The sequence below is a fragment of the Marinomonas dokdonensis genome (assembly GCF_052747885.1).
The window spans coordinates 359,869-383,278 of record NZ_JBRAND010000003.1 but is presented as its reverse complement, the minus strand read 5'-3'; the positions used below and the strand labels follow the sequence as shown (position 1 = coordinate 383,278).

Annotated in this window: 24 protein-coding genes and 1 tRNA gene; 3 read left to right on the top strand and 22 right to left on the bottom strand. The window is 45.4% G+C overall.

Going from position 1 to position 23,410, the window contains the following annotated elements:
- Positions 1–44: 44 nt before the first annotated feature.
- The 11 genes from ACUM5Y_RS09565 to ACUM5Y_RS09515 all read right to left on the bottom strand — a co-directional run bounded on the left by ACUM5Y_RS09565 (position 45) and on the right by ACUM5Y_RS09515 (position 11,921).
- The gene (locus ACUM5Y_RS09565) at positions 45–1,988 is read right to left on the bottom strand and encodes a diguanylate cyclase (protein WP_445976650.1); all 1,944 of its coding nucleotides are present in this window, start codon (positions 1,986–1,988) and stop codon (positions 45–47) included.
- Positions 1,985–3,346, bottom strand: coding sequence for a bifunctional metallophosphatase/5'-nucleotidase (locus tag ACUM5Y_RS09560; protein ID WP_445976649.1), 1,362 nt, complete (start codon positions 3,344–3,346; stop codon positions 1,985–1,987). The genes ACUM5Y_RS09565 and ACUM5Y_RS09560 overlap by 4 nt, the downstream gene beginning before the upstream one ends.
- 339 nt (positions 3,347–3,685) lie before the next feature.
- Positions 3,686–4,486, bottom strand: coding sequence for an HAD-IIB family hydrolase (locus tag ACUM5Y_RS09555; protein ID WP_445976648.1), 801 nt, complete (start codon positions 4,484–4,486; stop codon positions 3,686–3,688).
- Positions 4,487–4,495: 9 nt separating this feature from the next.
- Complete coding sequence (locus ACUM5Y_RS09550; protein ID WP_445976647.1) at positions 4,496–5,254, bottom strand: DeoR/GlpR family DNA-binding transcription regulator; 759 nt, start codon at positions 5,252–5,254, stop codon at positions 4,496–4,498.
- Positions 5,255–5,280: 26 nt separating this feature from the next.
- Positions 5,281–6,009 (bottom strand): glycerophosphodiester phosphodiesterase family protein, encoded by a 729-nt coding sequence (locus tag ACUM5Y_RS09545; RefSeq protein ID WP_445976646.1) that lies wholly within the window; start codon positions 6,007–6,009, stop codon positions 5,281–5,283.
- A 20-nt stretch (positions 6,010–6,029) separates the two neighbouring features.
- Positions 6,030–7,097: a sn-glycerol-3-phosphate ABC transporter ATP-binding protein UgpC gene (ugpC, locus tag ACUM5Y_RS09540; RefSeq protein WP_445976645.1), complete on the bottom strand. Its 1,068-nt coding sequence runs from the start codon at positions 7,095–7,097 to the stop codon at positions 6,030–6,032.
- Positions 7,098–7,099: 2 nt separating this feature from the next.
- Positions 7,100–7,948: a sn-glycerol-3-phosphate ABC transporter permease UgpE gene (gene ugpE / locus ACUM5Y_RS09535; RefSeq protein WP_445976644.1), complete on the bottom strand. Its 849-nt coding sequence runs from the start codon at positions 7,946–7,948 to the stop codon at positions 7,100–7,102.
- Complete coding sequence (gene ugpA, locus ACUM5Y_RS09530; RefSeq protein ID WP_445976643.1) at positions 7,945–8,823, bottom strand: sn-glycerol-3-phosphate ABC transporter permease UgpA; 879 nt, start codon at positions 8,821–8,823, stop codon at positions 7,945–7,947. Before ugpA ends, ugpE begins: the two co-directional genes overlap by 4 nt.
- A 76-nt stretch (positions 8,824–8,899) precedes the next feature.
- The gene (gene ugpB / locus ACUM5Y_RS09525; protein WP_445976642.1) at positions 8,900–10,201 is read right to left on the bottom strand and encodes a sn-glycerol-3-phosphate ABC transporter substrate-binding protein UgpB; all 1,302 of its coding nucleotides are present in this window, start codon (positions 10,199–10,201) and stop codon (positions 8,900–8,902) included.
- Positions 10,202–10,902: 701 nt separating this feature from the next.
- Positions 10,903–11,358 carry a MuF-C-terminal domain-containing protein gene (locus ACUM5Y_RS09520; protein WP_445976641.1) on the bottom strand — a complete coding sequence of 152 codons (456 nt, stop codon included), beginning with the start codon at positions 11,356–11,358 and terminating at the stop codon, positions 10,903–10,905.
- Positions 11,359–11,845: 487 nt separating this feature from the next.
- Positions 11,846–11,921: transfer RNA gene (locus tag ACUM5Y_RS09515), tRNA-Phe, on the bottom strand.
- Between the two features lie 122 nt (positions 11,922–12,043).
- On the opposite strand from ACUM5Y_RS09515, the gene trmL reads away from it, so the two are divergent.
- Together trmL and ACUM5Y_RS09505 are read left to right on the top strand one after the other, a co-directional pair.
- The gene (trmL, locus tag ACUM5Y_RS09510; RefSeq protein WP_445976640.1) at positions 12,044–12,520 is read left to right on the top strand and encodes a tRNA (uridine(34)/cytosine(34)/5-carboxymethylaminomethyluridine(34)-2'-O)-methyltransferase TrmL; all 477 of its coding nucleotides are present in this window, start codon (positions 12,044–12,046) and stop codon (positions 12,518–12,520) included.
- Between the two features lie 11 nt (positions 12,521–12,531).
- Positions 12,532–13,632 (top strand): ion channel, encoded by a 1,101-nt coding sequence (locus ACUM5Y_RS09505; RefSeq protein ID WP_445976639.1) that lies wholly within the window; start codon positions 12,532–12,534, stop codon positions 13,630–13,632.
- A 70-nt stretch (positions 13,633–13,702) separates the two neighbouring features.
- Here ACUM5Y_RS09505 and ACUM5Y_RS09500 read toward each other — a convergent pair whose 3' ends face one another.
- The 11 genes from ACUM5Y_RS09500 to ACUM5Y_RS09450 all read right to left on the bottom strand — a co-directional run bounded on the left by ACUM5Y_RS09500 (position 13,703) and on the right by ACUM5Y_RS09450 (position 22,135).
- Positions 13,703–13,954: a YfhL family 4Fe-4S dicluster ferredoxin gene (locus tag ACUM5Y_RS09500; RefSeq protein ID WP_445976638.1), complete on the bottom strand. Its 252-nt coding sequence runs from the start codon at positions 13,952–13,954 to the stop codon at positions 13,703–13,705.
- A 42-nt stretch (positions 13,955–13,996) separates the two neighbouring features.
- A complete protein-coding gene (coaD, locus tag ACUM5Y_RS09495; RefSeq protein WP_445976637.1) occupies positions 13,997–14,482 on the bottom strand; it encodes a pantetheine-phosphate adenylyltransferase in 486 nt (161 codons plus the stop codon).
- 168 nt (positions 14,483–14,650) lie between these two features.
- Positions 14,651–15,193, bottom strand: coding sequence for a YggT family protein (locus tag ACUM5Y_RS09490; protein ID WP_445976636.1), 543 nt, complete (start codon positions 15,191–15,193; stop codon positions 14,651–14,653).
- A gap of 12 nt (positions 15,194–15,205) precedes the next feature.
- Positions 15,206–16,027: a pyrroline-5-carboxylate reductase gene (proC, locus tag ACUM5Y_RS09485; RefSeq protein WP_445976635.1), complete on the bottom strand. Its 822-nt coding sequence runs from the start codon at positions 16,025–16,027 to the stop codon at positions 15,206–15,208.
- Positions 16,028–16,088: 61 nt separating this feature from the next.
- Positions 16,089–16,799, bottom strand: coding sequence for a YggS family pyridoxal phosphate-dependent enzyme (locus tag ACUM5Y_RS09480; RefSeq protein WP_445976634.1), 711 nt, complete (start codon positions 16,797–16,799; stop codon positions 16,089–16,091).
- An 88-nt stretch (positions 16,800–16,887) separates the two neighbouring features.
- Positions 16,888–18,015: a nucleotidyl cyclase domain-containing protein gene (locus ACUM5Y_RS09475; protein WP_445976633.1), complete on the bottom strand. Its 1,128-nt coding sequence runs from the start codon at positions 18,013–18,015 to the stop codon at positions 16,888–16,890.
- 100 nt (positions 18,016–18,115) lie between these two features.
- Positions 18,116–19,390 (bottom strand): dihydroorotase, encoded by a 1,275-nt coding sequence (locus tag ACUM5Y_RS09470; RefSeq protein ID WP_445976632.1) that lies wholly within the window; start codon positions 19,388–19,390, stop codon positions 18,116–18,118.
- A complete protein-coding gene (locus ACUM5Y_RS09465) occupies positions 19,391–20,398 on the bottom strand; it encodes an aspartate carbamoyltransferase catalytic subunit (protein WP_445976631.1) in 1,008 nt (335 codons plus the stop codon). It lies immediately after the preceding gene.
- Between the two features lie 117 nt (positions 20,399–20,515).
- A complete protein-coding gene (gene pyrR / locus ACUM5Y_RS09460) occupies positions 20,516–21,025 on the bottom strand; it encodes a bifunctional pyr operon transcriptional regulator/uracil phosphoribosyltransferase PyrR (RefSeq protein WP_445976630.1) in 510 nt (169 codons plus the stop codon).
- 85 nt (positions 21,026–21,110) lie between these two features.
- Positions 21,111–21,569 carry a Holliday junction resolvase RuvX gene (ruvX, locus tag ACUM5Y_RS09455; RefSeq protein WP_445976629.1) on the bottom strand — a complete coding sequence of 153 codons (459 nt, stop codon included), beginning with the start codon at positions 21,567–21,569 and terminating at the stop codon, positions 21,111–21,113.
- On the bottom strand, positions 21,569–22,135 hold the full coding sequence (locus tag ACUM5Y_RS09450; protein ID WP_445976628.1) for a YqgE/AlgH family protein: 567 nt from the start codon (positions 22,133–22,135) through the stop codon (positions 21,569–21,571). The genes ruvX and ACUM5Y_RS09450 overlap by 1 nt, the downstream gene beginning before the upstream one ends.
- Positions 22,136–22,555: 420 nt before the next feature.
- Between ACUM5Y_RS09450 and ACUM5Y_RS09445 the strand changes: the two genes are divergently transcribed.
- The gene (locus ACUM5Y_RS09445; RefSeq protein WP_445976627.1) at positions 22,556–23,395 is read left to right on the top strand and encodes a 2OG-Fe(II) oxygenase family protein; all 840 of its coding nucleotides are present in this window, start codon (positions 22,556–22,558) and stop codon (positions 23,393–23,395) included.
- Positions 23,396–23,410: the final 15 nt, after the last annotated feature.

Here is a 23,410-nt window from a genome sequence, read left to right as displayed (position 1 = left end):
ACCTCTAAGCATTTAATAGACGATTTGGGTCGATAGTAACCTAATTACATGGCAAGACAGTTACGCCCAGAAGCTTTCGCTTCATATAAACGGTTATCGGCCAATTTGAAACACTCTAAAGGTGTACCGTTCGCTATTTCATTACTTAGCACTATACCACCACTGACGGTGACATAGGAATGTTCCGAAATAGGGTGAGGTTCATGAAGCTCTCGGACATTCTCTAAGATTTCAGTTGCCTTTTGAACCGCCAAATCTTTGCTGTCGTTATCAAGTATTACCACAAACTCTTCACCACCATAACGTATTGCTGTGCCACTATCTTTAATGGTTGAGGCAATCACATTCGCCACGGCTTTTAAGGCTACATCGCCCTGTAAATGCCCTAGTGTATCGTTGTAACCCTTAAAATGATCAATATCAAAAAGTAAAATCGCAAAGTCTTTACCTTGCTTTTCGATCATTTCCTGATCAAATTTATTGCGATTATACAAACCCGTTAAGGCATCCTTCTTAACTTTCGTTTCGACTTCTGACAATGTCTCAAGATAAGCTTGGGCGGCTTGCTCCCGGTCGGTAACATCAATAAAGGTGACCAATAGCGCATCATTGTCACCCCAGAATATATTCACGCCAATCACGTCAAACCAACGCTCACTCGGCGCATCATAATAGGCCTTAACCAAGGTCATTGAGCCATCTTTCGTATCCACCTCAATGGCCACAGGTTTGGCTAACACTTGCAATACCTCAGGCAGATCAGCAACATTTTTAAGCTCAAGGTTAGGGAAAATATCCTCTAAGGCGGCATTACTGAACAATATTTTAGTGCCTTTAAACACGGCAATACCGGATTTAGAATGGCTCACCACAGCCTGCATTTGCTGACTCACTTGAGTCAGTTGCGTCTGCTGACGACCGATTGTGGCAAGGTAGTCTCTTAACTGATACACCAAGCTGCCAATTTCATTGCGTTGATCAAACGATTTCAACTTATCCTCAATGACATGCTCCGACGATGAAACCAGATCTTTCAGCATAGTTAGGCGCGCAAATAAATGCCGACGACAATACACATAAATGGCGATAAAAAATAACGTTTCGAGCACCAAGATCACATATAACTGCTGTTTAGTTTTATTGGTGGTTACAACAAGACCATCCGCTTGAGCAGAAACATGATCTTGAATTTCTTGATAAATTCTTTGGCTATAATCAACAATATTGCCCACAAGAATTTTGTTTTGAGTATCAATACCTGTCACTTCAGCACGTAATGAGACGAGACTTTTAGACAAGGGAATAATGCCATTCTGAGCATGTAGAAGCTTACCAAACACGAGAGCGGCTCCGCGATTGGCGCTTAAAGGCGAGTCCTCTAATGTTTCAACAAGGGTTTCTATCTGATTCAAAATACGACGCACTTCGTACTGACGAGCGCTACTGGACAAGCTGACAAATGACAACAACAAGCGACGCCACTCTTCTACTTTAATCGTATCCTGTTGGGCGGTGTAAACCGCCGTACTGTATCGAATCGCCTCTTCAACCTTACGTTTAAAGCGCTGCTCCAAATCATGATAAGCCATCTGTTTTTCGCTTAGTAATTGCATATTTGGCGATAAGCTCTGCAGCACCTTACGTAACTGCAAAACCTGTGGCGTTTGTTCAAGCATTTTTAGGCTGTAGGTTAAATCCTCAATTAACACCTGAGCATTCGTCATCACCACTCGGGTTTCAACATTAGCTTCGCTTTTCCTGATACCGCTGGATAACTCAGATAAGCGCGTTATCGTCAGCTCAATATGCGTAAAGGTTTTTAACGTTGGGATATAATTCGAAGCCTGTAACTGAGCACTTTTCTCAAAGCTTTTAATCTGGTTATAAGAAATAACGCTCACAACAACAACGCCCATCGTTAATAACAACAAGCCTAGGTTCATTTGCCATCGCAAACTATGATAAAAGCGTTTAGTCCACCTCATCATTGCGCCATCTCAGTTTTCACAGTTTGCTCCCGTAAGCGCCCTTCCAACCTCGGAGCCAGCACTTCGACCAAAGCAAGATAATCTGCCACAATATTCCAGACAAAGCGGTCTTGATTACTCATTTCTCGTGCCACTTTACTGGCATCAATGACGTAATCATCCCCACCATTTTTGATATAATCAGGAATCGCCAACCAATATTCTCGGTTTACCAAAGGACGGCCACCAGAGGTTAAAGTAAGCACACGCTTACCTACTGGACGTGATAAATCGTAGCCTACTTCGAAACCAGACACCTGTAGAAAGCGCCCAGCCTTATTCGCAACATCGCTTAATGAGTGCTCCATGATAGCCTTTAACTCTATAGGAAAGACTTTGACCTTATGCACAACACCGCCAAAAGGGAGCTCATTTTGTATATCTTTACGGCTTATTTGCTCCCCTTGGCGATACTGTCGATTTCCCCTAATTGCGCCACTATTCAGCACGGCAAAATCCGTTTTCGTGGCGCTACGTAATGCATCTGCAAATAAATTACCCAAAGCACTTTCTTGCGTTCTGATGTTATTTCGCATCGAGTCCATAGGTGCGACCAATATGCCCAATGGTTGCTCTAAAACCACGCCCAAATGACTTACATAGCGCTGAATCATTTGCTCTGTTTCAGGCATAATTTCGGCTCCAGCATACGATTCAAAATGCGCTCTCTTGCTGTCTGGTAGCCATTCTACTACCGCCACATTACCCGACGATCCTCCCCCCCATACTTCTAATAAATCATCATGTTGATGAACTTCTTCACGAATTTCTGAGGCAACAAAAAGAATATCTGCAAAGGTGAAAAGTTCTGCTGGATACAGCTTTAGTAAATCCGGCTCTGTTACAACCACAAAATGACTAATACCTTGACTGCGCATCTCACTAATAAAAGCTTCTGCTCTTTCTATCGGGTTGAGAATTAGCACATCTTCGGTCAGGTAAGTGCTGTTTACTGTCTCACTCATTAGCATTAAAAAACCCACATCCCCTATTGGAGTGGGCAAGGTGTAATAAGGCAATATACCATCGATATTAGCGGATGTTCTTTGATCAAAAACATTGGATAGAACCAAAGGAAATTCTGCTTCATTTGTACGTAATGTCAGTTGATCCAGACCTTTTGCCATTTCCCTTTGATTTACCAAAAAGACATCCGTTTGAATGGTATTCAGTACATCAATCATATGAGCACCAGAGTCATAAACAGACAGCGCATTTGGAAACAAGCTATCACCGCCATGAATAAAAAAACTCGGTGACTGGGCTCGTTTGTTTTGAATAAAGCCCCCTAAATTAGCTAACGAGCGAGTTTCATTCACCTCGGTTAGCCTCGGGATATTGGAAGCAAAAATTAAATTAAATGCATTGGCGGAAGATATGTAGCTCAATAAAAATACTACACAAATTTTTAACATTACTGGCATCATGGCCTCTTTAGGATACAAATTAGTTAGCCACTTACAGCATAGTAGAGTTTGATCTCATGGAGGCAATAACTTAGCAGACGAAAAGTTGTTAGGAATAGAGGGAATTTTACCTGAAGCTTAGAAAGTGCATAGGCGAGTTAATCGCGATCGACACAAACCATGATATAGAGCAACAAAAGCAAACATAAGCCATTTGCTTTTGTTAATAAATGTCAGTTTTTTTAGGATTTGTTAACGCTTCGTTAACAAAAGAAAATCCGCCACTTCCGCAAACCCCAAACCACCAAAAGATTGAGTAATAAAAGTCGGTGGATTTTTGAGTTTTGGCAGGTGATCAATAATATTTGCTACCCCGACACTTACTGGAAAACGGGCAAACATACTCTCATCATTTGGCGCATCACCCACATACAAAACCTGCTCGCGCATTTGTTCGGCATTCAAGCCATATTGATTCGTTAATACTCGTTCTGCCATAGAGAACTTATCATAACCTGGCTGACATAAATTAATATGAATCGAGCTGGCTTTGGCATTGAGCTCTAAGCTCTGTAAATGTGCAAGTAGTTTATCTTTCGCTTGGACGGCTGGGGGTGAAACGTCTTGAGCAAAATCAATTGCCACATCGGTCAGGCGAAAGTCCTGATCTCGCGCTAATTTTAACGGCGCATAATCTCCCAGAATAGGTGAGACTTTTGCCAGCAAGTTGTTCTTTTCTTCGCGCATTTGCGCTTCGTCTTGCCAAAACTGGTAATCTAAATGCCCTTGCTCATCTTTATGAATGTAACAGGCGCCTCCTTCTGTAATAACACCACTCACTGGAAGGGTTCTCGCCATCATGTCTGACCACCCAGCACAACCGCCAGTTACTGGAATGACTTTAACACCAGCTTGCTCTAGGGCACTCAAGGCAGACAAAGCGGCCACGGGCAAACGACCATGCCAAGTTAATGTGTCGTCCACATCCGTCAATATAAAACGTATCTTTTGGCGAGCTTCTAGTGAGAGCGATGTTAAAGGGTGAATAGCCATAAATAAAACCTACTTACAAAGTTGAAACTTCACGCCCTGAGAGGCAAGTAAACGTGACTGCTGGTCACTTAAATAATCGCTGTACAAACAATCAATTTTACTAAAAGGATGAACTCGAGCCATGGCCTTACGCCCCCACTTATGCTGATCCGCCACTAATAAACTATGGCGGCTTTGCTCAACGATCACTCGGCTAACAGCGGCTTCTTCTGGGTCAAAATCCAATAACCCTTGCACTTCATCCATGCCACCGCAGCCCAGTACACCGTAATCAAAATAGTACTGACGCAAGCTGGCAAGAGTGTCTTCCCCCACCAAGTCATGATGTCGCGGACGCAACTTGCCCGCCGTGACACGAACTCGAGACGTAGAGGTCACACTAAAAATTTTGGCAACGGTAAGGTTGTTGGTGAATATTTGCAGCTCTTTGTGGCCTAGCAAGGCTTTTGCCACATATTCCACTGTGGTGCCTATGCCCAAAAACACAGACGCCCCATCGGGAATTTCTTCGGCAACCCGAGCCGCAATGGCCGTTTTAGCATCACCGTTAAGAAACTGGCGATGATCAAAAGGCAGATTTTCAATACTGGAAACAGGAGCAATACCACCATGCGTGCGGCGCACCAAGTGGCGCTCCGCAAGCTGGTTAATATCTTTGCGAATGGTTTGTGAGGAAACCTCAAATTTGGCCACCATGTCTTCCACCAGCAAGGTATCTTCCTGCTGAACCCAGTTCAAAATTTGATGCTGCCTTTCACTCAGTGCCAAGAGGGTCACCTACTCTAAAGTTGTGTTTAGAAATATTCTGCAAATTGGCCTGGGTCATCCGTGATGACGGCGTCCATACCCCATTGCCAATGTTCTGTTACCAAATCCGCTTGGTTGGCGGTGTAGCAAAGCAATTTATAGCCAGCGGCTTTAACGGCCTGCGCTTGCGCTTGCGTGAGCACACCATAATCGCAGTTCAAGCTGTAAGCATTGATGGCTTGAAGATCAGCCAACCAATGCTCAGGAATGTCCTCATACAATTGAGCCAAATGACGGCTGTCATCTATCTCTTTGCACATAACTAAAGCTGGGTTGTTAAAGCTTGAGATCATCAATTTTTCATTGTCTTGCCAATGTTCATCCAGTACCGCCAACACCGCTGGCACTATGTTTTCAACATCTGTATCCGCGTGTTTGATCTCGAGATTCAAGCCCAACCCCAGCTCTTGGATGCAAGCCAAAGCTTCTAACAATGTCGGCACTTTCTCATTACTAAACTCAGGAGCAAACCAGCTACCGGCATCTAATTTGGCAAGCGCTTCTGGTAATGCCTGACGAGTAATACCTTGGCCGTTAGTACAACGATCTAAAGTATCGTCATGGAAGATTACCAAGCCACCTTCCGCGATCAGGCAAACATCAATTTCCACCCATTTCGCACCGGCTGCCGCCGCCGCTTTGATCGATGCCAAGGTATTTTCTGGGGCTAATATGGCTGCGCCTCGGTGGCCCATTACTCGTGTGTTTAACTGCATTTTCTCTGTTACCTATAGGGTTACAAACGTCGTTGTGTCATGGCATCGAATACATGCCAATTGGCTGTTGGAGCAGATAACCACAAAGTGCTATTCAAAGCGGGGTTATGTGGGCCAGACATACGGACAACCAAGGTTTTTCCGGCTTCTGAACCGTCTTTAAGCACACCATGAACCAGTGTTTCTGCGCCTAACGATTCTACCGCGAGAACTTCTAAAGCGAAATCAGCGTTTGCTTCTTCTACCACTAATAAATGCTCAGGACGTATACCCCAAATCACCGAACCGCGATAGTCGTGAGGCAATGGTAAGCTTAGTGTTGGCGAGAGGGTAATGCCCTTCTCGGTTAGATTCGCTTCCAATAAGTTCATTGAAGGAGAGCCAATAAACGCCGCCACAAAAGGGGTTTCTGGCTTATCGTACAACTCCATTGGCGAACCAATTTGTTCCGCAACGCCTTTGTTCAACACGACTAAGCGATCGGCCAAGGTCATGGCTTCTACTTGGTCATGGGTAACATATAAAGTGGTGGTGCCAAGCTTGCGCTGTAGTTGACGGATTTCCATGCGCATTTGCACACGTAATTTGGCGTCTAGATTCGACAAAGGCTCATCGAACAAAAACACTTTCGGGTCGCGTACCATGGCACGCCCCATGGCCACACGCTGACGCTGACCACCTGAAAGCTGTTTTGGTTTACGTTGCAACAGCTCTTCCAGCCCCAGCATTTGTGCCACGTTATTAACTTTATCAGCGATCATTTCTTTACTTTCACCGCGATTTTTCAGGCCGTAGGCCATGTTGTCATACACGGACATATGGGGGTACAAAGCGTAGTTCTGAAACACCATGGCAATGTCGCGATCAGCCGGTTCTTTATCGTTCACCTTTTGGCCTTTGATCAACAACTCGCCTTGGGTGATGCTTTCTAAACCTGCCACCATACGCAACAAAGTAGACTTACCGCAGCCAGAAGGGCCCACTAGGACAATGAATTCACCTTCTTCAATAGACAAGTTGACATCGGGTATCGCCTTGTAACCGTTTGGGTAGGTTTTACCCACATTTTTCAACACCACATCTGTCATGACTATTTCTCCGAGTCCACTAAACCTTTAACAAACAATTTCTGCATACCTAGTACCACGGCCACAGGCGGTAACATCGCCAATAAAGTTGTTGCCATGATCTGGTTCCATTCAATATCGCCATCCGTTACAGACAGCATTCTTTTAATACTCATTACCAAGGTGTAATAGGCATCATCCGTGGTGATCAACAAGGGCCACAAGTATTGATTCCACCCATAGATAAACAAGATCACAAACAAGGCCGCGATATTAGTGCGCGATAAGGGCAACAAAATATCAAAGAAAAAACGAATTGGACCGGCACCATCAATACGTGCGGCTTCTACCAATTCCCCAGGGATACTCAAAAAGCACTGACGGAACAAGAAGGTAGCCGTAGCACTGGCGATCAATGGCAAGGTCAATCCGGTGTAGCTGTTCAACAAATCAAGATTCGCAACCACCTCGTAGGTCGGCACTATACGCACCTCTACCGGCAGCATTAGGGTCATGAAAATGGTCCAAAAACATAGCGTGCGCAGTGGAAAGCGGAAAAACACAATCGCATAAGCGGATAACAAAGAGATCGCGATCTTGCCAAAAGTAATGCCCAACGCCATTATCAAAGAGTTCAGCATCATCATCCAAACTGGCTGAGAAATACCATTGCCTGCTTCTTCGAATAACACCGCCCCCCAAGTTTCTGCGGCAGCATCACCGAACCATAAAGGAATATGGCCAACCCCAAAGGCAGAGGCTTCATGAGTAGAAGCCACAATCGCTACCCAAACAGGCAAGGCAACTAAGCCAATGCCCAATAACAAAGTGGCGTGGCTAATAAAGGTTAGCCAAGGTCGATTTTCTATCATGAGTACTGCACCTTACGCTCCACAAAGCGGAACTGTATTACTGTCATTACACCGACGATGGCCATTAGCACCACAGACTGAGCGGCTGAACTACCAAGGTCTAGGCCAACAAAGCCGTCTTCAAAAACTTTATAAACCAACAAGGTGGTACTTTGCCCTGGGCCACCTTTCGTGGTGGCATCGATTACCCCGAAGGTTTCGAAGAAGGCGTATACCAGATTAATCACCAACAAGAAGAAAGTGGTAGGCGAAAGCATAGGAAAAACAATGGTCCAAAAACGCTTCGCAGGGCCAGCACCATCAATGGAAGCGGCTTCGATTAACGAGCGAGGCACAGCCTGCAAACCCGCTAAAAAGAATAGAAAGTTATAACTGATTTGTTTCCACGTGGCGGCGATAACCACCAAGATCATCGCTTGGTTGCCATTCAAATAATGGTCCCAATCAATACCGAGTTTTTGTAACCACAGGGCAATCGGCCCCATACTCGGGTCAAATAGAATCCACCACAACACACCAGCTAAGGCAGGTGCCACGGCATAAGGCCAGATCAACATGGTTTGATAAGCCAATTTCCCACGGATCACTCGGTCTGCCATCACTGCCAAAAACAGCGCGATGGCCATCCCTGCAAAGGCAACGGAAAAACTAAAAATCAACGTGGTTAAAATTGATTGGTAATAAAGAGGGTCAGTAAAGATTTCATGAAAATTATCTAAACCAACAAATTCGCGGCTAATCCCAAATGCATCTTCTTGGTAAAAAGCTTGCTCTAGTGCTTGCTCAGCGGGCCAAAGGAAGAAAATAAAAGTGATCACTAGTTGTGGCAAGACTAACAACCAAGGTAAGCCTTTATTAGGAAAAGTTACTGTCATAGAGATGATATCCGGAAAACAAAAACGGGTATCCCCCTATGGCTGAATACCATAGGGGGATGGCTTGACTAAAAGCTTAGTCGTTCGCTTTTTCAAACTTACGCAACAGGGCGTTACTACGCTCTACCGCTTTATCTAGAGCCGCTTGAGCAGTCGCTTGACCGCTCCATACAGACTCAAGTTCTTCATCGATCACACCACGAATTTGTACGAAGTTACCTAGACGCAAACCTTTGGTGTTGCCAGTAGGCGTACCAGTGGTCATTTGTGTAACCGCTGTTTCCGTACCTAGATTCGCTTCATAGAAGCCTTGACCTTTGGTTAGGTCGTAAGCCGCTTTAGTGATTGGTAGGTAACCAGAGAACTGGTGCCAATCCGCTTGTACTGCTGCGCCAGACAAGAAGCCTAGGAAAGACGCGACGCCTTTGTATTCTTCAGCAGAATGACCTTGCAGCACCCATAAAGACGCACCACCAATAATAGTGTTAGATGGTTTTTCTACCTTGCCTTCCCAGTAAGGAAGTTCCGCTACGCCAAAGTCAAACGTCGCGTTACGCTTAATGCCCGCGTAACCCGCGGAAGACTCAGTGAACATTGCACATTCTTGGCTGTAAAATTTCGCCGCGCCGTCGTTGGTACGACCAGAGTAGCTAAAGATACCGTTTTGCTGCCACTCACCCATCTTCTCGATGTGAGCAACTTGCAAAGGACCATTGAACGCCATTTCAGTTTTCAGACCACCAAAACCGTTATCCAGCGTTGCGAAAGGTGTATTGTGACGCGCACTAAAGTTCTCTAAATGTACCCAAGACTGCCAAGCGGTAGTGAAACCACAAGATACGCCAGAAGCCTGCAATTTCTTCGCCGTTGCTTCCACTTCTTGCCAAGTTTTTGGTGCTTGAGTGATGCCCGCTTTAGCAAACAAATCTTTGTTGTAATACAGCACAGGAGTCGAGCTGTTGAATGGTAAAGAAAGCATATTGCCTTCGTTATCCGTGTAATAACCCGTTACCGCACTTAGGTAAGAGCTTTCATTGAAAGACTGACCAGATTCACGCATCAGCTTGTGGACAGGATAAATAGCGCCTTTGGCCGCCATCATGCTTGCTGTACCTACTTCGAAAACTTGTACGATTGCAGGCTGCTGTTTAGCACGAAATGCAGCGATTGCAGAAGTCATTGTTTCAGAGTAGTTACCTTTATAAACCGGTTTTACTGCGTATGCATCTTGTGAATCGTTGAACGCCTGAGCGATCTCATTCACCTTCTCACCGTTTGCACCACCCATTGCATGCCACCACTCAATTTCAGTAGCCGCAAAACCAGAAGTCGCAACAGACAAACCAACCAACGCAGACGCCATCTTAAACTTATGCATTACCATGTCCCTCAGACGAGTTATTATTAAATTCGAGAAAACACTATAGACACCAAATATGTCACTTTTATGATAAACCTATTTCAAATGAAACAACAATAGCTCAAATGAAACCGAAAGCTAGCGTAAACCCCATCAAAACGAAACACTCAGGTTCAATAACCCCTGAAAAAATAACAACTTATAAAAATCCGAACATCAGCATCAGCGCACAAAAAAACTTCACATAAAGCCTAAAAAACACACCTACCACCCCACCATAAGTAGGTCCCCCTTTAGGGGGAAGCGGAAACCATGCAAACAACACCTCATACCAGCCCACCATCTGTAGGTCCCCCTTCAGGGGGAAGCGGAAACCATGTAATTTTTTATAGCACACCAGAAACAAATAAAAGTTATAGAAACCATAGCTTTCATGCAGACTTACGTAGAGTGATTATGTTGAATCGAGCGACTAAACTTGGGTATCGTAATAATACAACTGAGACTATTTTCACATTGAATAGCTATAGGAGAAACAAGGGGGGAGCTAGATGCTAATTTACTATTCTGTAGGCAAAAAAAAGCACCCTTTGAAGGATGCTTTCTGAAATTTAGAGAAACATGACATTTCAGCTCTAATTGCTTGGTGTGAGAGGCCTCTCTAAGATTAATACTATATAAAGATCGATATAAAGTAAAGTAAATAAAAGCAACAACAGTTACGAAGACTGCCAAAGAAGAAGGCCGTCTCTAGTCCATTTCAACTCAGGGTCAGGACCTTCTTTTGCGTAAACACTAGCGACCACATTATAAAACTTTCCACGACCCATTTGTTTGTTCGGATGCACAGGAATGATAATAGGGCTTGATTGATGCACCTCAATAGTTAATACCACAGCAGCCCCTTTCACATGTATAGAAGCTGATTTGAACAAGCTTTTGGGGTGCTCTAGAACACTCGGTAAACGCTTTAAAAATGAAGTAGGGATACCATGATCAAAGCATGCTTTTTCAATAACCGAGCCAGTAATTACAATAGGAAGAGGAGGGAAGTCTGCATGCTCAACTAAGTACTTTGGAGTGTCGCCAAGTAATAGTACAACTTCTTTCTTAGGTGGCGCCCCAATCATTGCGTCTTGAATGATGGTAGTCACAAGACTACTGTAGTTACTCAAATCCAAATTCCCTTTTGAATCATTTATATTGGATCTAACATGATATCACTAATCAATCTTCCGTTCACTCAGATATAACTATCTCTACTAGCAACTAGTAGTCAACCTCATTCTCGTTTATTTGGGGGATTAACACCCCACTCACTAATGAAAGCAGTTTAAACTCAGGATCTGGCCTCAAATAAAGTTGGCCACCCACCATCCACTCGAAGACAATCTCCCATTACTCAGGCCAAGCAAGCATTTGTCGAACAAGAACTTACCACGGGTCGGCTGGTAAACGTTTTAGGGGGATCTATCGGGTAGACAACGATTACTTTATCGTTCGCAAGAAAGGAGCTCATGCAAACAACTGGGTGGCGCAGGTTTGGCAGTGGCTACTGGAGGAGTTGAGTGCTTAACAGCACTCTTTATTGAATTGATACGTGCCAAATCACAAATCGCAGGCAAAAAAAAACCTGCTGTAAAAAGCAGGTTTCTTTAATAATGGTGCCCAGACGCGGAATCGAACCACGGACACGAGGATTTTCAATCCTCTGCTCTACCGACTGAGCTATCTGGGCAAGTGCGGCGTATTATATACGAGCCTCTCATGCCGTCAACACTTTTTTTTAAATTATTTTAAACAATCACTTAGAAGCTCTTTGCATCTGCTATCATGCTGCTTAAATTAAGGAGACATTGCATGCTACACATCGTTCTTTTTCAGCCAGAGATTCCCCCCAACACTGGGAATGTGATTCGCCTATGTGCCAACACTGGCTACCAGCTACATTTGATTGAACCCTTAGGCTTTGACCTAGAAGACAAAAAACTGCGTCGCGCAGGGCTGGACTATCATGAGTTCGCCAACCTAAAGCGCTACCCTAATTTTGACGCCTTCGTTGAACAAAACGAAATTGGTACTATTTATGCGCTGACCACCAAAGGCAGCCGCACTCACAGTGAAGCCGAATTTCAAGCCAATGATGTATTAGTATTTGGCCCAGAAACTCGCGGCTTGCCAGCAGAGTTTATTGAAGCCTTGCCACCTGCCCAAAGACTACGATTGCCCATGCAAGCAAACTCACGCAGTTTGAATCTCTCTAACACTGTGGCAGTCATGGTGTATGAATCATGGCGTCAACTTGGCTATGCTATGCCAGCGAACACGACTGAATAAAGTGAGCGAAGATGAATGCATTCCCGCTGTTACTAAGACGTAAGAATAACCGCCGCCAGTTTCGTAAGAAAATACATCGCCATGATGTCAAAGACCTGCAAACGCGCTTCCTGTTGTTTGCTGGCGTAATTGGCTTACACAGCATCGCCATGGTGAGCTTTGAAGACTTAAATTGGTGGCAAGCATTCTGGTTGACCATGACGTCTGCCAGTACTACAGGTTACGGTGATATTTCTGCGGCCAGCTTTTGGGGCCAGTTTTCTACCATAGTTCTGATTTACGGTATGGGCATCACCCTGCTGGCACAAATTGCCAGTGACTATGTTGAACTCAGAATCACCCGCAAAGAATTGCACATTAAAGGCCGCTTGGAGTGGACCAACATGAACGACCATATCTTAATTATCAATACCCCAAAATATAATGCCGAGAGCTATTTGGAACTGCTTATCTCTCAGATCTGTTCCACGCCCGAACTGGCCGACACACCAATCCAAATTCTGACGCCAGACTTCCCGGAAGGGCTTCCGCCTAAGCTACGTAATTTAGGTGTGGTGCATTTAACAGGGGATGCTACCGAAGAGGATATGCTGCTGAGCGCAGGGGTAAAAACGGCGAAGTACATTATTGTGCTGGCACCAGATGTACAAGACGGTCATTGCGACAGCCTAACCTTCGATATCTTGCATCGCATTAAATCCTATAACACACCGGCTTTCATCATGTCTGAGGCGATTAATGACAATAACCGCGCCCGCTTTCGTAACGCTGGGGCAAATGCTGTCATACGCCCTGTTCGAGCCTACCCTGAAATGTTGGTACGTTCGCTTATCGCACCGGGCACGGAACAAGTACTGGAAAACCTATTCCGCCATCAAGGAGACCACACTATTCGCCTTGATATACACCTAGAGCAAGTGACTTGGTCGAAAGTTGTGATTACCTTGATACAAAATGACATAGGCACAGCCCTTGGCTACGAAGACCGTGACGGCAAGATCATTACTCACCCACAGACTGGCAGCCGCATTACCACAAACTCATTGATCATTTTAGTCAATGACGATCAGCCTCTGCCTCCTGCGGACGATATTCGCAAGCTGTTTCAATAAGGCATAAAAAAACCCGTAACATTGACCCTAGAGTCGATGTTACGGGTTTCTCCGTTGCGTTAAGCGGCTCTTACAGCTGGCCGGTCAACACCAAGTACTTTTCCATTAGCTGCTCTTCTGTTTCCTTATGATTCGGATCTAAAGGAATACAATCTACAGGGCAGACTTGCTGGCACTGGGGTTCGTCAAAGTGACCCACACACTCAGTACATTTCGCAGGCTCAATGACGTAAATTTCATCACCTTGAGAAATCGCTTCGTTAGGACACTCAGGTTCACATACATCACAGTTAATGCATTCATCAGTGATGATTAGAGACATTACTCACTCCTAAAACGCTTCGCTCGAGTCCGCGTCATTCAATTAAAGGTTGCCATAGTGCTCTTTTAAAACACGTGCCACTTCTGGATTCACGAATTGACCGAAGTCGCCATTCAATGAGGCAATTTCGCGTACCAAAGTCGAAGAGATATACGAATGCTTCTCTGATGGTGTTAAAAATAAGCTTTCAACATCTGGAGCAATGGCACGGTTCATATTGGCTAACTGGAACTCGTATTCAAAGTCTGACACGGCGCGTAAACCACGCACTACAACGTTGCCATTTACTGAGCGAGTAAACTCCGTTAGCAAATTATCAAAACCAACAACCTCCACGTTAGACAAATGGCCTAACACTTTCTTTGCTAGCTCAATACGCAATTCATGAGAAAGCACAGGACGTTTCTTAGGGCTCGCAGCAACGGCTACGATAACCTTTTCAAACAGTTTCGACGCACGTTCTACCAAATCCATATGGCCGTTCGTGATAGGGTCAAATGTGCCCGGATAAACTGCAATCGTACTCATAGCTTTCATCCAAAATGATTAAGGGATCAGCGGCTGGGATTAGCCTAGGCATCACGCCTGTTTATTATATTTCCCATTGTGGGGTCGCATAATATAGGAATACGACTCTGTACTCAATTCGCCCTTATTATCGCAGTCATTGACGCACTGTATATAAGGGCGATTGATTTAGACAACAAATGGCGCCAAGAACTGCTTCAAGAAAGTAATCGCCAAGAAGATAAAGATAGGCGACAAGTCCAAACCACCAAGTGGCGGAATGAAACGCTGACAAGTTTGGTATAAAGGTGCCGTAATTTGCCCGACCAACATAGCACCCGGATGGCTTGCGCCCGGCGCAACCCAGCTTAGGATAACGGAAATCAGCATTGCCCAGAAATACAGGTCCAACAAGTGGTACAAGGTGCCGCCTAAGGTATAAATCGCATAGCTGAGGGGCGCGATAGAGACCCCTTTAATAGTGACAATTAGGATTAATGTCACCAGCTGTACCAACAAGGCCAATACCAAAGAGGCCGTATCAAGGCGCCCAATGGAAGGCACAATTTTGCGCAGAGGCAATATAAGTGGGCTTGTGGCTTTCACCACCCCTTGGCTAATAGGGTTATAAAAATCTGCTCGGGTTAATTGCAACACCATGCGCAACAGCACGACAAATAAATACAAGTTGCCCAGTGTTTTAATCAACAGAATAAATGGATCTGAATTCATGATCGGTTTTCCTTATTTCGCCGCGAAATCACGGGCCATTTCTTTCGAACGTTTCACACAAGCCGACATTGCATCGTCGACGATTTTATCAATACCTGCCGCCTCAAACGATAACACCGCTTGTTCTGTCGTCCCGTTAGGAGACGTAATATTGCGGCGTAATTGAGTAATAGGCTCATCTAGTTCTGTGACCATTTTGGCTGCCCCCAACATAGACTGGGTCGCCAACTTACGGCTGGTCGCTTCGTCCAAGCCTTGTGCCACGCCGCTTTTAATCATGGCTTCAAGGAAACGGAAGAAATACGCAGGAGAACTGCCAGACAAGCTAGTCACGCCGTGCATGTGTTCTTCGTCTGTTACCCAAGCAGAATCTCCCACTCGGCTAAATAACTCACTTACCCAGCCTTTTTGTTCGTCTGTGGTCAGTTGGTTAGCTATTAATCCGCTCATACCAGCACCAAGCTGTGATGGGGTATTTGGCATGCAACGTACCACGGCAACATCTGTGTTAAGCCATTGTTCAATGGCGCTAAGTTCAACACCTGCGGCCACGGAAATGTACATTTGGCCTTCGCGCACTTGTTCTGCAAAGCCTTCTATCACACCCTGCATTTGTGCAGGTTTCACACACAACACCACCACATCCGCCTCTGTGACGGCTTGGTTGTTATCCGCCAACATGCGAATACCATACTCTTGCTGGAAAGCCTCACGCTTTTCTGCAGTGCGAGATGTGCCGATAATGTTCTGTGCTGCATAGCCACTTGCGATCATGCCACTGATAATGGCTCTAGCCATGTTGCCTACACCAATAAAGGCGACGTTTGCTGTCATTCTATTTCCTATTACTACAATGGATTAAGGTATGAATTTTGAAACTCTGACCAAGCCTCTGTTAACGAGAGGCATAGTCGCGGGCACCAAAAATCGCGGTACCAATGCGAATCATGGTGCTCCCAGAGGCAATTGCCGCTGGCATATCTCCTGACATACCAATCGATAATGTATCTATCATATTGTCGCCTTCTTTTAATTCAAGGAAGGCTTGCTGTAAGGGCGCATAAACTTTTTGTTGTGCTTGCTGATCCGAGCATGGCGCAGGAATCGCCATTAAGCCTCTTAGGGTTAAACCCGGCAGGCTGTTTATTAATTCGACCATATCATCTAGCTCGGAAAACGCAATGCCCGCCTTGCTTTCTTCACCACTGATATTGATCTGAATACAGACGTTCAAATTCCCTAAATGACTGGGTCTTTGCTCGCTTAATCGACGGGCGATTTTTTCTCTATCTATGGTATGCACCCAATCTGCATGTTCAGCGATCTGGCGAGTTTTATTCGATTGGATAGGACCAATGAAATGCCATTCAATGTCACTCAGTTGCTCAAGCGTCTGGCATTTTTCGACCATTTCCTGCACGTAGTTCTCACCGAATAAACGCTGGCCTGTGTCGTATGCCGCTTGCAGAGCGCTAACAGGTTTCGTTTTACTTACTGCCAATAATTTTACCGCGCCCTGCGGACGGGCGAATGCTTGCTCGTACTCGCTAATTTTGGCGACGACATCCGCTAAGTTATCAGCAACTTGCTGGCTCTCGGTGGTCATTATAGGTTTTCTCCTAACAAAAAAATGGCTTAACGAATTAAGCCATTTAATACTGTGTTTCTCACAAAACTACCATTAAGCCTATCTATTACGATTGGTTTGGATAAAGCTCTGAAGTTGTTGCGTACAATTCACCGTGGAATTCAATACGAAAGCCGGTAGAAGACTTCAAAGAGTTGGCGGCGTATAAAGCGGATTTGTATAGCTCTTCCACAGACGAACATTCAGGGTAAAAGGCAACGCCAAGTGCAATACCGTCTTGTACCAAACGATTGGTTTTGTACTCAGGCTTTTGCAATGTCTTGAGTAACTTAGAGCCCACAACTTCAGCATCTTCCATATTTTGAATACGGATACCAATCACTAACTCGCGCTCTTCAAAGTGCGCCACTAGGTCATTGTCACGTACTGTTTCTGTCACCACATCGGCGAAGGTACGTAATTCATCTGGGTCTAACTTAGAAGTCGATAAGATTTTCACAGACAATAACGCCACACGCTGGAAGTGACGGCGGCAATCTTTAAGCATCAATTCGAAGCTGTTTTCAAAGCTATAACGATTCAAAAAGCCAGTGACAGCATTTCTGTGACTGTCTTCAAGTAATAGGCGATCTGCTTTATCACGAGTCAGTGCAGCTTGGATCCAGCCTGCATAGGTTTGCAAAGCCAATTCCATCAATGGTGTATTAATCGCATTTTGCGCATTCTGAAAGACTAAAATCAGCTGAATCTTACCGTCATTGCTTGGCGTGCTAACCATGGACAATGATGTAAAGCCATTTTCTTCATAAAACGCTTGCCATGTTTGCCAATGCCTAGCATCGCGCAGGTTCTCTTCATGTCGAATAGGGCAAGAAGGGCTGGCGGCAAAGGTCAATAAAGACTGAGGTATCGTTGCTAAATCACCTTGGTGATTGGCTAGTTTTTTCGACACATCATCCATCGACTTAACTTGCCACTCTAGGCAGTCTTTATCGCACTCTAAAAATAAGCAATAAGCAAACTTCATTGAAGCACGAATTTTTGCATGAATATCCACCATCAAACCTGTCAGCGCCACACCTTTTGCAATGGGCTCTAACATTTGTGATGAGTGTTCAAAGAGACTACGTATATAGTCTCTTTCTTTCTCAGCTAAGGTTGCTCTTGTTCGTAATACTTCTGTCGCATCGGGCGAAGTATTCGGTACATTTATATCCATAAAAAGAACCGTCATTAATTGATCATTTAGACAAGCTTAACTCGCCTATAGTAAAAGTAAAGTAAGACCAAGATACAACCAGACCCTTGTTCTTCCTTATCCAAGAGGAAAAATGTTAACGGTTAGCAAAAACACACTGGCCCGAAACATAAGTTGCTAATACTTTACCAGTAAAAGACTCGCCCATGTACGGCGAATTGTGCCCTTTTGTTTTCCTATGTTCTGGAGTCCATTGCCACTGTTCGTCCTCTTTATATAGCACGAAATCAGCAAAGCTACCCACTGCGAGGGAACCTGCCTCTAGACCAAAGCACGACGCAGGTCCTGCTGTAACACGACTCAAGATGGTCGCATGATCCAAACCTTGTTCCACCAGCTGTAAAGCCAATGGTAATAGCACTTCTACGTTTGCCATACCAGGAGCGGTCGCAGCAAACGGAGCCACTTTAGCCATTTTTTCATGGGGCTGATGATCCGAACAAATCGCTGAAATCACCCCATTTTTGACTCCTTCGATCAGTGCTAGGCGATCCGCCTCGCTACGTAGCGGAGGGATGACATGGTAATGACCATCAAATTGATTCAGGACACTGTCGGTTAACAATAGGTTATGGATGGCCACATCGGCGGTGACATCGAGACCCGCCGCACGTGCATTAGCGATCATTTCAACGGATTTTGCGCAGGAGATACGTGCGAAGTGAGCTCGCACACCGGTTTTCTCGATTAACAGTAAATCGCGCATTAGAGCGATGGTTTCCGCAGTTTCAGGAATACCAGCCAAACCGTGAGCGGTCGACATCAAACCTTCATGGGCGCAACCGCCTTCAGATAAACTCGCTTCATCCGAGTGAAAAACCACCAATAAATCATTGGACGCAGCGTACTCTAACGCTCGGGTCAGAATTTTACTGCTGGCCATCGGGTGACGATGGTTCGATAACGCAATACAACCCGCATCCGTCAAAGACACCATGTTACTTAAGTGCGCACCGTCTAGACCTTGAGTTAAAGCGCCTAACGGAAACACATTAGCCATACCTGCTTCATCGGCTTTATCTTGGATGAGAGCCGCCACAGAAGGCGTATCCACGATTGGTTTAGTATCTGGTGGACAGATCAAGGTTGTCACACCACCAGCTACTGCGGCACGGCCTTCACTGGCGATGCTGCCTTTTTGAGAAAAGCCAGGTTCACGGAGGGACACTGCCAAATCGACTAGTCCAGGTAGTACCCAAAGGCCGCTGGCATCCACTTCTTGTGCATCGTCAAAATCCGCTGGGGCTTCGCCAATCGCAACAATTTTTTGGTTATCGATAAACAGGTCGGCCTGTGTATCCAAACCTTGGCTAGGGTCCATCAGTCGACCATTACGAATTCGTAATTTCATTTAGACATTCTCCCCCGCTGAATTGCTGTCTTCTATTGTTTGTAACTGGCCGCTCATCGCCATGGACAAGACCGCCATGCGCACGGCGATACCGTTGGTTACTTGGTTCAAAATTACTGAATGCTCACCGTCTGCCACTTCCGAAGAAATTTCCACGCCACGGTTTATTGGCCCTGGGTGCATGACAATGGCATCTGGTTTAGCCCAAGATAAGGCTTCTTCTGTCAGACCGTATAATCGGTAAAATTCACTTTCACTTGGCAGCAAACCACCTGCCATACGCTCTTTTTGCAAGCGCAGCATCACGACAACGTCCACATCACGTAGGCCCGCTTCTAGGTCATGACAAATGGTCGCGCCCATTTCGGAGAAGTAACTCGGCACTAGGGTTTTTGGCCCCACTAAGCGGACTTCGTCTACCCCTAACGTGGTGAGCGCATGCAATTGGGAGCGCGCCACTCGCGAATGCAGAATGTCGCCAACAATTGCTACTTTCAGCCCTTCAAATTGGCCTTTATGTCGACGGATAGTCAACATATCCAGCATCGCCTGCGTCGGGTGGGCGTGTCGTCCATCTCCCGCGTTAATGATGGCAACATTCGGTGTGCAATGTTCGGCAATGAAATGGGCGGCGCCACTGTCTGAATGGCGCACCACAAACATGTCACTTTGCATGGCTTCGAGATTTTTTAAGGTATCGAGTAGAGATTCGCCTTTCGAGGTGGCCGAGGTTTCTATGTTTAGGTTGATAACATCGGCAGAAAGACGTTTCGCTGCAAGTTCGAAGGTAGTACGGGTTCGAGTGGAGTTTTCGAAGAATAAATTTACGACTGTCTTGCCGCGTAAAAGGGGGACTTTTTTAACAGATTGCTCACCCATGGATAGGAAGGAATCCGCTCTATCGAGGATTTCTGTCAGGATGGTTTTATCTAATCCATCCAAGGTTAAGAAGTGCTTTAGTTGACCGCGCTCATTTAGCTGTAGTGCCCGAGGGTCGGATCGCATCATGGTTTGCTTTCCTCAAACTGTGAAGGCTGTGTCGCCTTGCTCTGTTTCTAAATAGGGTATCCAAAGTCTAGATCATGCTAAAGGAATGCATCGTATCGATACATTCCTTTGTGGCCTTTAGCTGACCATTTTCGTTGTTTCCATCAGTGCCACAGATAAAGGCGCAGGCCCAGACAACTTAATACGCTGGTGCGCTTGTAACGACAGTGTTTCACCGACGATATCGGCACTGATAGGTAATTCATGGCGTCCCAGATCATAAAGAATCGCTAAGCTGATGCTAGCAGGACGGCCAAAGTCGAAAATCTCATTCATGGCTGCACGGATAGTACGCCCAGACATCAACACATCGTCTACCAAAATTACATGACGACCTTCGATGGAAGGTAGCAGTGTTTGGTTCACTTTAGGGTTCAAGCCAGCGCGGGTGAAGTCATCACGATAAAAAGTGATATCCAGTGTGGCTAACGGCTCTTGGGTTGGTACGGCGTCTAAGAGTTGCTTGGCAACCCATACTCCGCCAGTGTGAATACCAACGACAATAGGGTTGTAAATGTTCTTTTGCAGACAGTATTCTGCAATTTTTGTCTTCATCGACGATATCGACTGTTCTACGTCTAATTTCATTGCCACCTAGTACCTTCGTTGAATTCTCGACAAATGCCTAACATGTGCCGGTATTTTATCCTATTAGGCGAGGATATTCGCTACTTTATTGCGATTCCATAAACCAAGTTTCAACGATCATTTGGGCAGCTAAACCATCCACTGAGTTTTCCTTGAAATTACGATGACCCCCTTGGGCAATTACTTGCCCTTTCGCCTCGTAGGAGGACAAACGTTCATCCATCATGAAGTAAGGGCGATTAAAACGACCATGCAGACGTTTGGCAAATTTACGCGCACGCTGACACATTTCATTTTCTGTGCCATCCATATCCAAGGGTAATCCCACCACAAACGCATCTGGCTGCCATTCGTCCACTAATTTGGCAATTTCATCCCAGTTAGGAATACCGTCTTTGGCTTTAAGTGGCGCCAGGGGTCGTGCTGTGCCCGTAATGCTTTGGCCGATGGCTACGCCCATTCGGGTAGTACCAAAATCAAAGCCCAATACTGAGTTAACAATATTGGGCTTTTGCTGATCACTTGATGAAGGTGTTGCTGTCATTAACCATGTCCTATATCCGGTGAGAGTCGCGTCATATCAATTCCCAGCACATTCGTTGCCGCTGAAAACTGTAGTTCGCTTGGTGTATGGAATAATACGTCTAAATCCGCTTCACATACCAGCCAATCATTATTCGCGATCTCTTCTTCCAACTGGCCTCCGTCCCAGCCTGCACACCCTAACGTAACTCGAAAGTCTTTCGGCCCCTTACCTTCGGCAATGTTCTCAAGGGTTTCTAAGGAAGCTGACAAAGACACTTCATCGGTAATTTTTAAGGTGTTTCCCCAAGATTTCTCAGCCGAGTGCAAAATAAAACCTCGCTCAGCTTCTACTGGGCCGCCTGTGTAGATCAACTCGGACGCCAGTCTAGGGTTTGCCACCTGAATACCAAGATGATCCGCCAATTCCGAGAAGTCGATACTAGAAGGTCGGTTAATGATGATGCCCATAGCGCCATCGTGGTTGTGTTCGCAAAGATAAATTACGGTGTGTTCAAAGTGCGGGTCATCAAGGTGAGGCATAGAAATAAGGAAGTGATTTTTAAACGAATCGAAAAATGCAGTCATATTGTTGAGCCCTCTTTTGTATAAAGCGCAGGGTTCGCGCCAAGAATAGGTCTAGACGTTAGACCAAAAAAAACAGCTAAAAATTTCAGCTGATTCAATGCAGTATAGGCGAAGGTTGGGATTTACCCAGTCAAAACATGTTTTTTTATGTTGTACGGCTTCAAAATTAACCAATCGGGCAGTAAAATAGAAAATTCACACAGCTTGAGCTGTCGGTTATCTTGTTTAATACGGAAAATAAGTATGTTCATAGCAATGCCCCATCCGCAAACTCAATTGATGCGCAGCCATTATTGCGCTGAATCAATTGATCTGCGCTTATTTTTCCACAGTGGTTGGTCTTCCTAGCCTGCTGGTTTTATCCCTTTATCTTTTATTTTCGATAAAACTCGTAACACGCTAATTTTTAGGAGCACCACCATGAAACTTGAAGCCGTTGACTACACCAGCGCTACCGCACAGCAAGACTTTGTTAAATCCCTTCACGAAACAGGCTTTGGGGTATTAAAAAACCACCCCATCCAAAAAGCCTTGGTGAGTGCGATTTACGCAGAGTGGCAGACTTTTTTCGATGCCGATAACAAATATGACTATCGCTACAATGTCGGCACTCAGGACGGTTATTTCCCACCCGATGTTTCTGAAACGGCGAAAGGCCACACTAAAAAAGACATCAAGGAATACTTCCATTACTACCCTTGGGGCCAATGCCCAGAAGACAAAAAAGCCAAACTGGCTCAATATTACAGTGAAGCCAACACTTTGGCGGCTGAGTTGTTAACTTGGGTAGAAAAGTTCACGCCTGCCGATATCGCCCAGCATTATTCACAAGCCCTTTCGAGCATGGTTGATGGCAGTGACCAAACCCTGCTTCGAGTATTGCATTACCCACCACTTAAAGGTGATGAGGAGCTAGGCGCTATCCGCGCGGGCGCTCATGAAGACATTAACCTGCTCACTATTTTGCCTTCAGCGAATGAGCCTGGCCTGCAAGTTAAAGCCAAAGACGGTAGTTGGATGGATGTGCCTTGTGACTTCGGCACCCTGATCGTCAACATTGGTGACATGCTTCAAGAAGCCTCTGGTGGTTACTTCCCATCAACGTCCCACCGTGTCATCAATCCAGAAGGGGCAGACAAAACCAAGTCGCGTATTTCTTTGCCTTTGTTCTTACACCCTAAGTCCGAAGTGGTTTTATCGGAACGCCATACTGCCGGCAGCTACCTGCATGAAAGACTGGTCGAGCTTGGTGTTATCTAAATAACAAAACGCCCA

What these genes read in the sequence shown, in the direction of transcription:
- coaD (WP_445976637.1), bottom strand. Translation starts at nt 14,482, where the DNA reads ATGAGTACGATTGCAGTTTATCCGGGCACATTTGACCCTATCACGAAC.
- ruvX (WP_445976629.1), bottom strand. Translation starts at nt 21,569, where the DNA reads ATGACAGCAACACCTTCATCAAGTGATCAGCAAAAGCCCAATATTGTT.
- ACUM5Y_RS09555 (WP_445976648.1), bottom strand. Translation starts at nt 4,486, where the DNA reads ATGGCTATTCACCCTTTAACATCGCTCTCACTAGAAGCTCGCCAAAAG.
- ACUM5Y_RS09490 (WP_445976636.1), bottom strand. Translation starts at nt 15,193, where the DNA reads ATGAATTCAGATCCATTTATTCTGTTGATTAAAACACTGGGCAACTTG.
- ACUM5Y_RS09445 (WP_445976627.1), top strand. Translation starts at nt 22,556, where the DNA reads ATGAAACTTGAAGCCGTTGACTACACCAGCGCTACCGCACAGCAAGAC.
- ACUM5Y_RS09450 (WP_445976628.1), bottom strand. Translation starts at nt 22,135, where the DNA reads ATGACTGCATTTTTCGATTCGTTTAAAAATCACTTCCTTATTTCTATG.
- ugpB (WP_445976642.1), bottom strand. Translation starts at nt 10,201, where the DNA reads ATGCATAAGTTTAAGATGGCGTCTGCGTTGGTTGGTTTGTCTGTTGCG.
- ugpC (WP_445976645.1), bottom strand. Translation starts at nt 7,097, where the DNA reads ATGACAGATGTGGTGTTGAAAAATGTGGGTAAAACCTACCCAAACGGT.
- ugpA (WP_445976643.1), bottom strand. Translation starts at nt 8,823, where the DNA reads ATGACAGTAACTTTTCCTAATAAAGGCTTACCTTGGTTGTTAGTCTTG.
- ACUM5Y_RS09500 (WP_445976638.1), bottom strand. Translation starts at nt 13,954, where the DNA reads ATGTCTCTAATCATCACTGATGAATGCATTAACTGTGATGTATGTGAA.
- ACUM5Y_RS09505 (WP_445976639.1), top strand. Translation starts at nt 12,532, where the DNA reads ATGAATGCATTCCCGCTGTTACTAAGACGTAAGAATAACCGCCGCCAG.
- ACUM5Y_RS09480 (WP_445976634.1), bottom strand. Translation starts at nt 16,799, where the DNA reads ATGACCACCGAGAGCCAGCAAGTTGCTGATAACTTAGCGGATGTCGTC.
- ugpE (WP_445976644.1), bottom strand. Translation starts at nt 7,948, where the DNA reads ATGATAGAAAATCGACCTTGGCTAACCTTTATTAGCCACGCCACTTTG.
- ACUM5Y_RS09465 (WP_445976631.1), bottom strand. Translation starts at nt 20,398, where the DNA reads ATGATGCGATCCGACCCTCGGGCACTACAGCTAAATGAGCGCGGTCAA.
- ACUM5Y_RS09475 (WP_445976633.1), bottom strand. Translation starts at nt 18,015, where the DNA reads ATGACGGTTCTTTTTATGGATATAAATGTACCGAATACTTCGCCCGAT.
- trmL (WP_445976640.1), top strand. Translation starts at nt 12,044, where the DNA reads ATGCTACACATCGTTCTTTTTCAGCCAGAGATTCCCCCCAACACTGGG.
- ACUM5Y_RS09470 (WP_445976632.1), bottom strand. Translation starts at nt 19,390, where the DNA reads ATGAAATTACGAATTCGTAATGGTCGACTGATGGACCCTAGCCAAGGT.
- pyrR (WP_445976630.1), bottom strand. Translation starts at nt 21,025, where the DNA reads ATGAAATTAGACGTAGAACAGTCGATATCGTCGATGAAGACAAAAATT.
- ACUM5Y_RS09545 (WP_445976646.1), bottom strand. Translation starts at nt 6,009, where the DNA reads ATGCAGTTAAACACACGAGTAATGGGCCACCGAGGCGCAGCCATATTA.
- proC (WP_445976635.1), bottom strand. Translation starts at nt 16,027, where the DNA reads ATGACAGCAAACGTCGCCTTTATTGGTGTAGGCAACATGGCTAGAGCC.
- ACUM5Y_RS09565 (WP_445976650.1), bottom strand. Translation starts at nt 1,988, where the DNA reads ATGATGAGGTGGACTAAACGCTTTTATCATAGTTTGCGATGGCAAATG.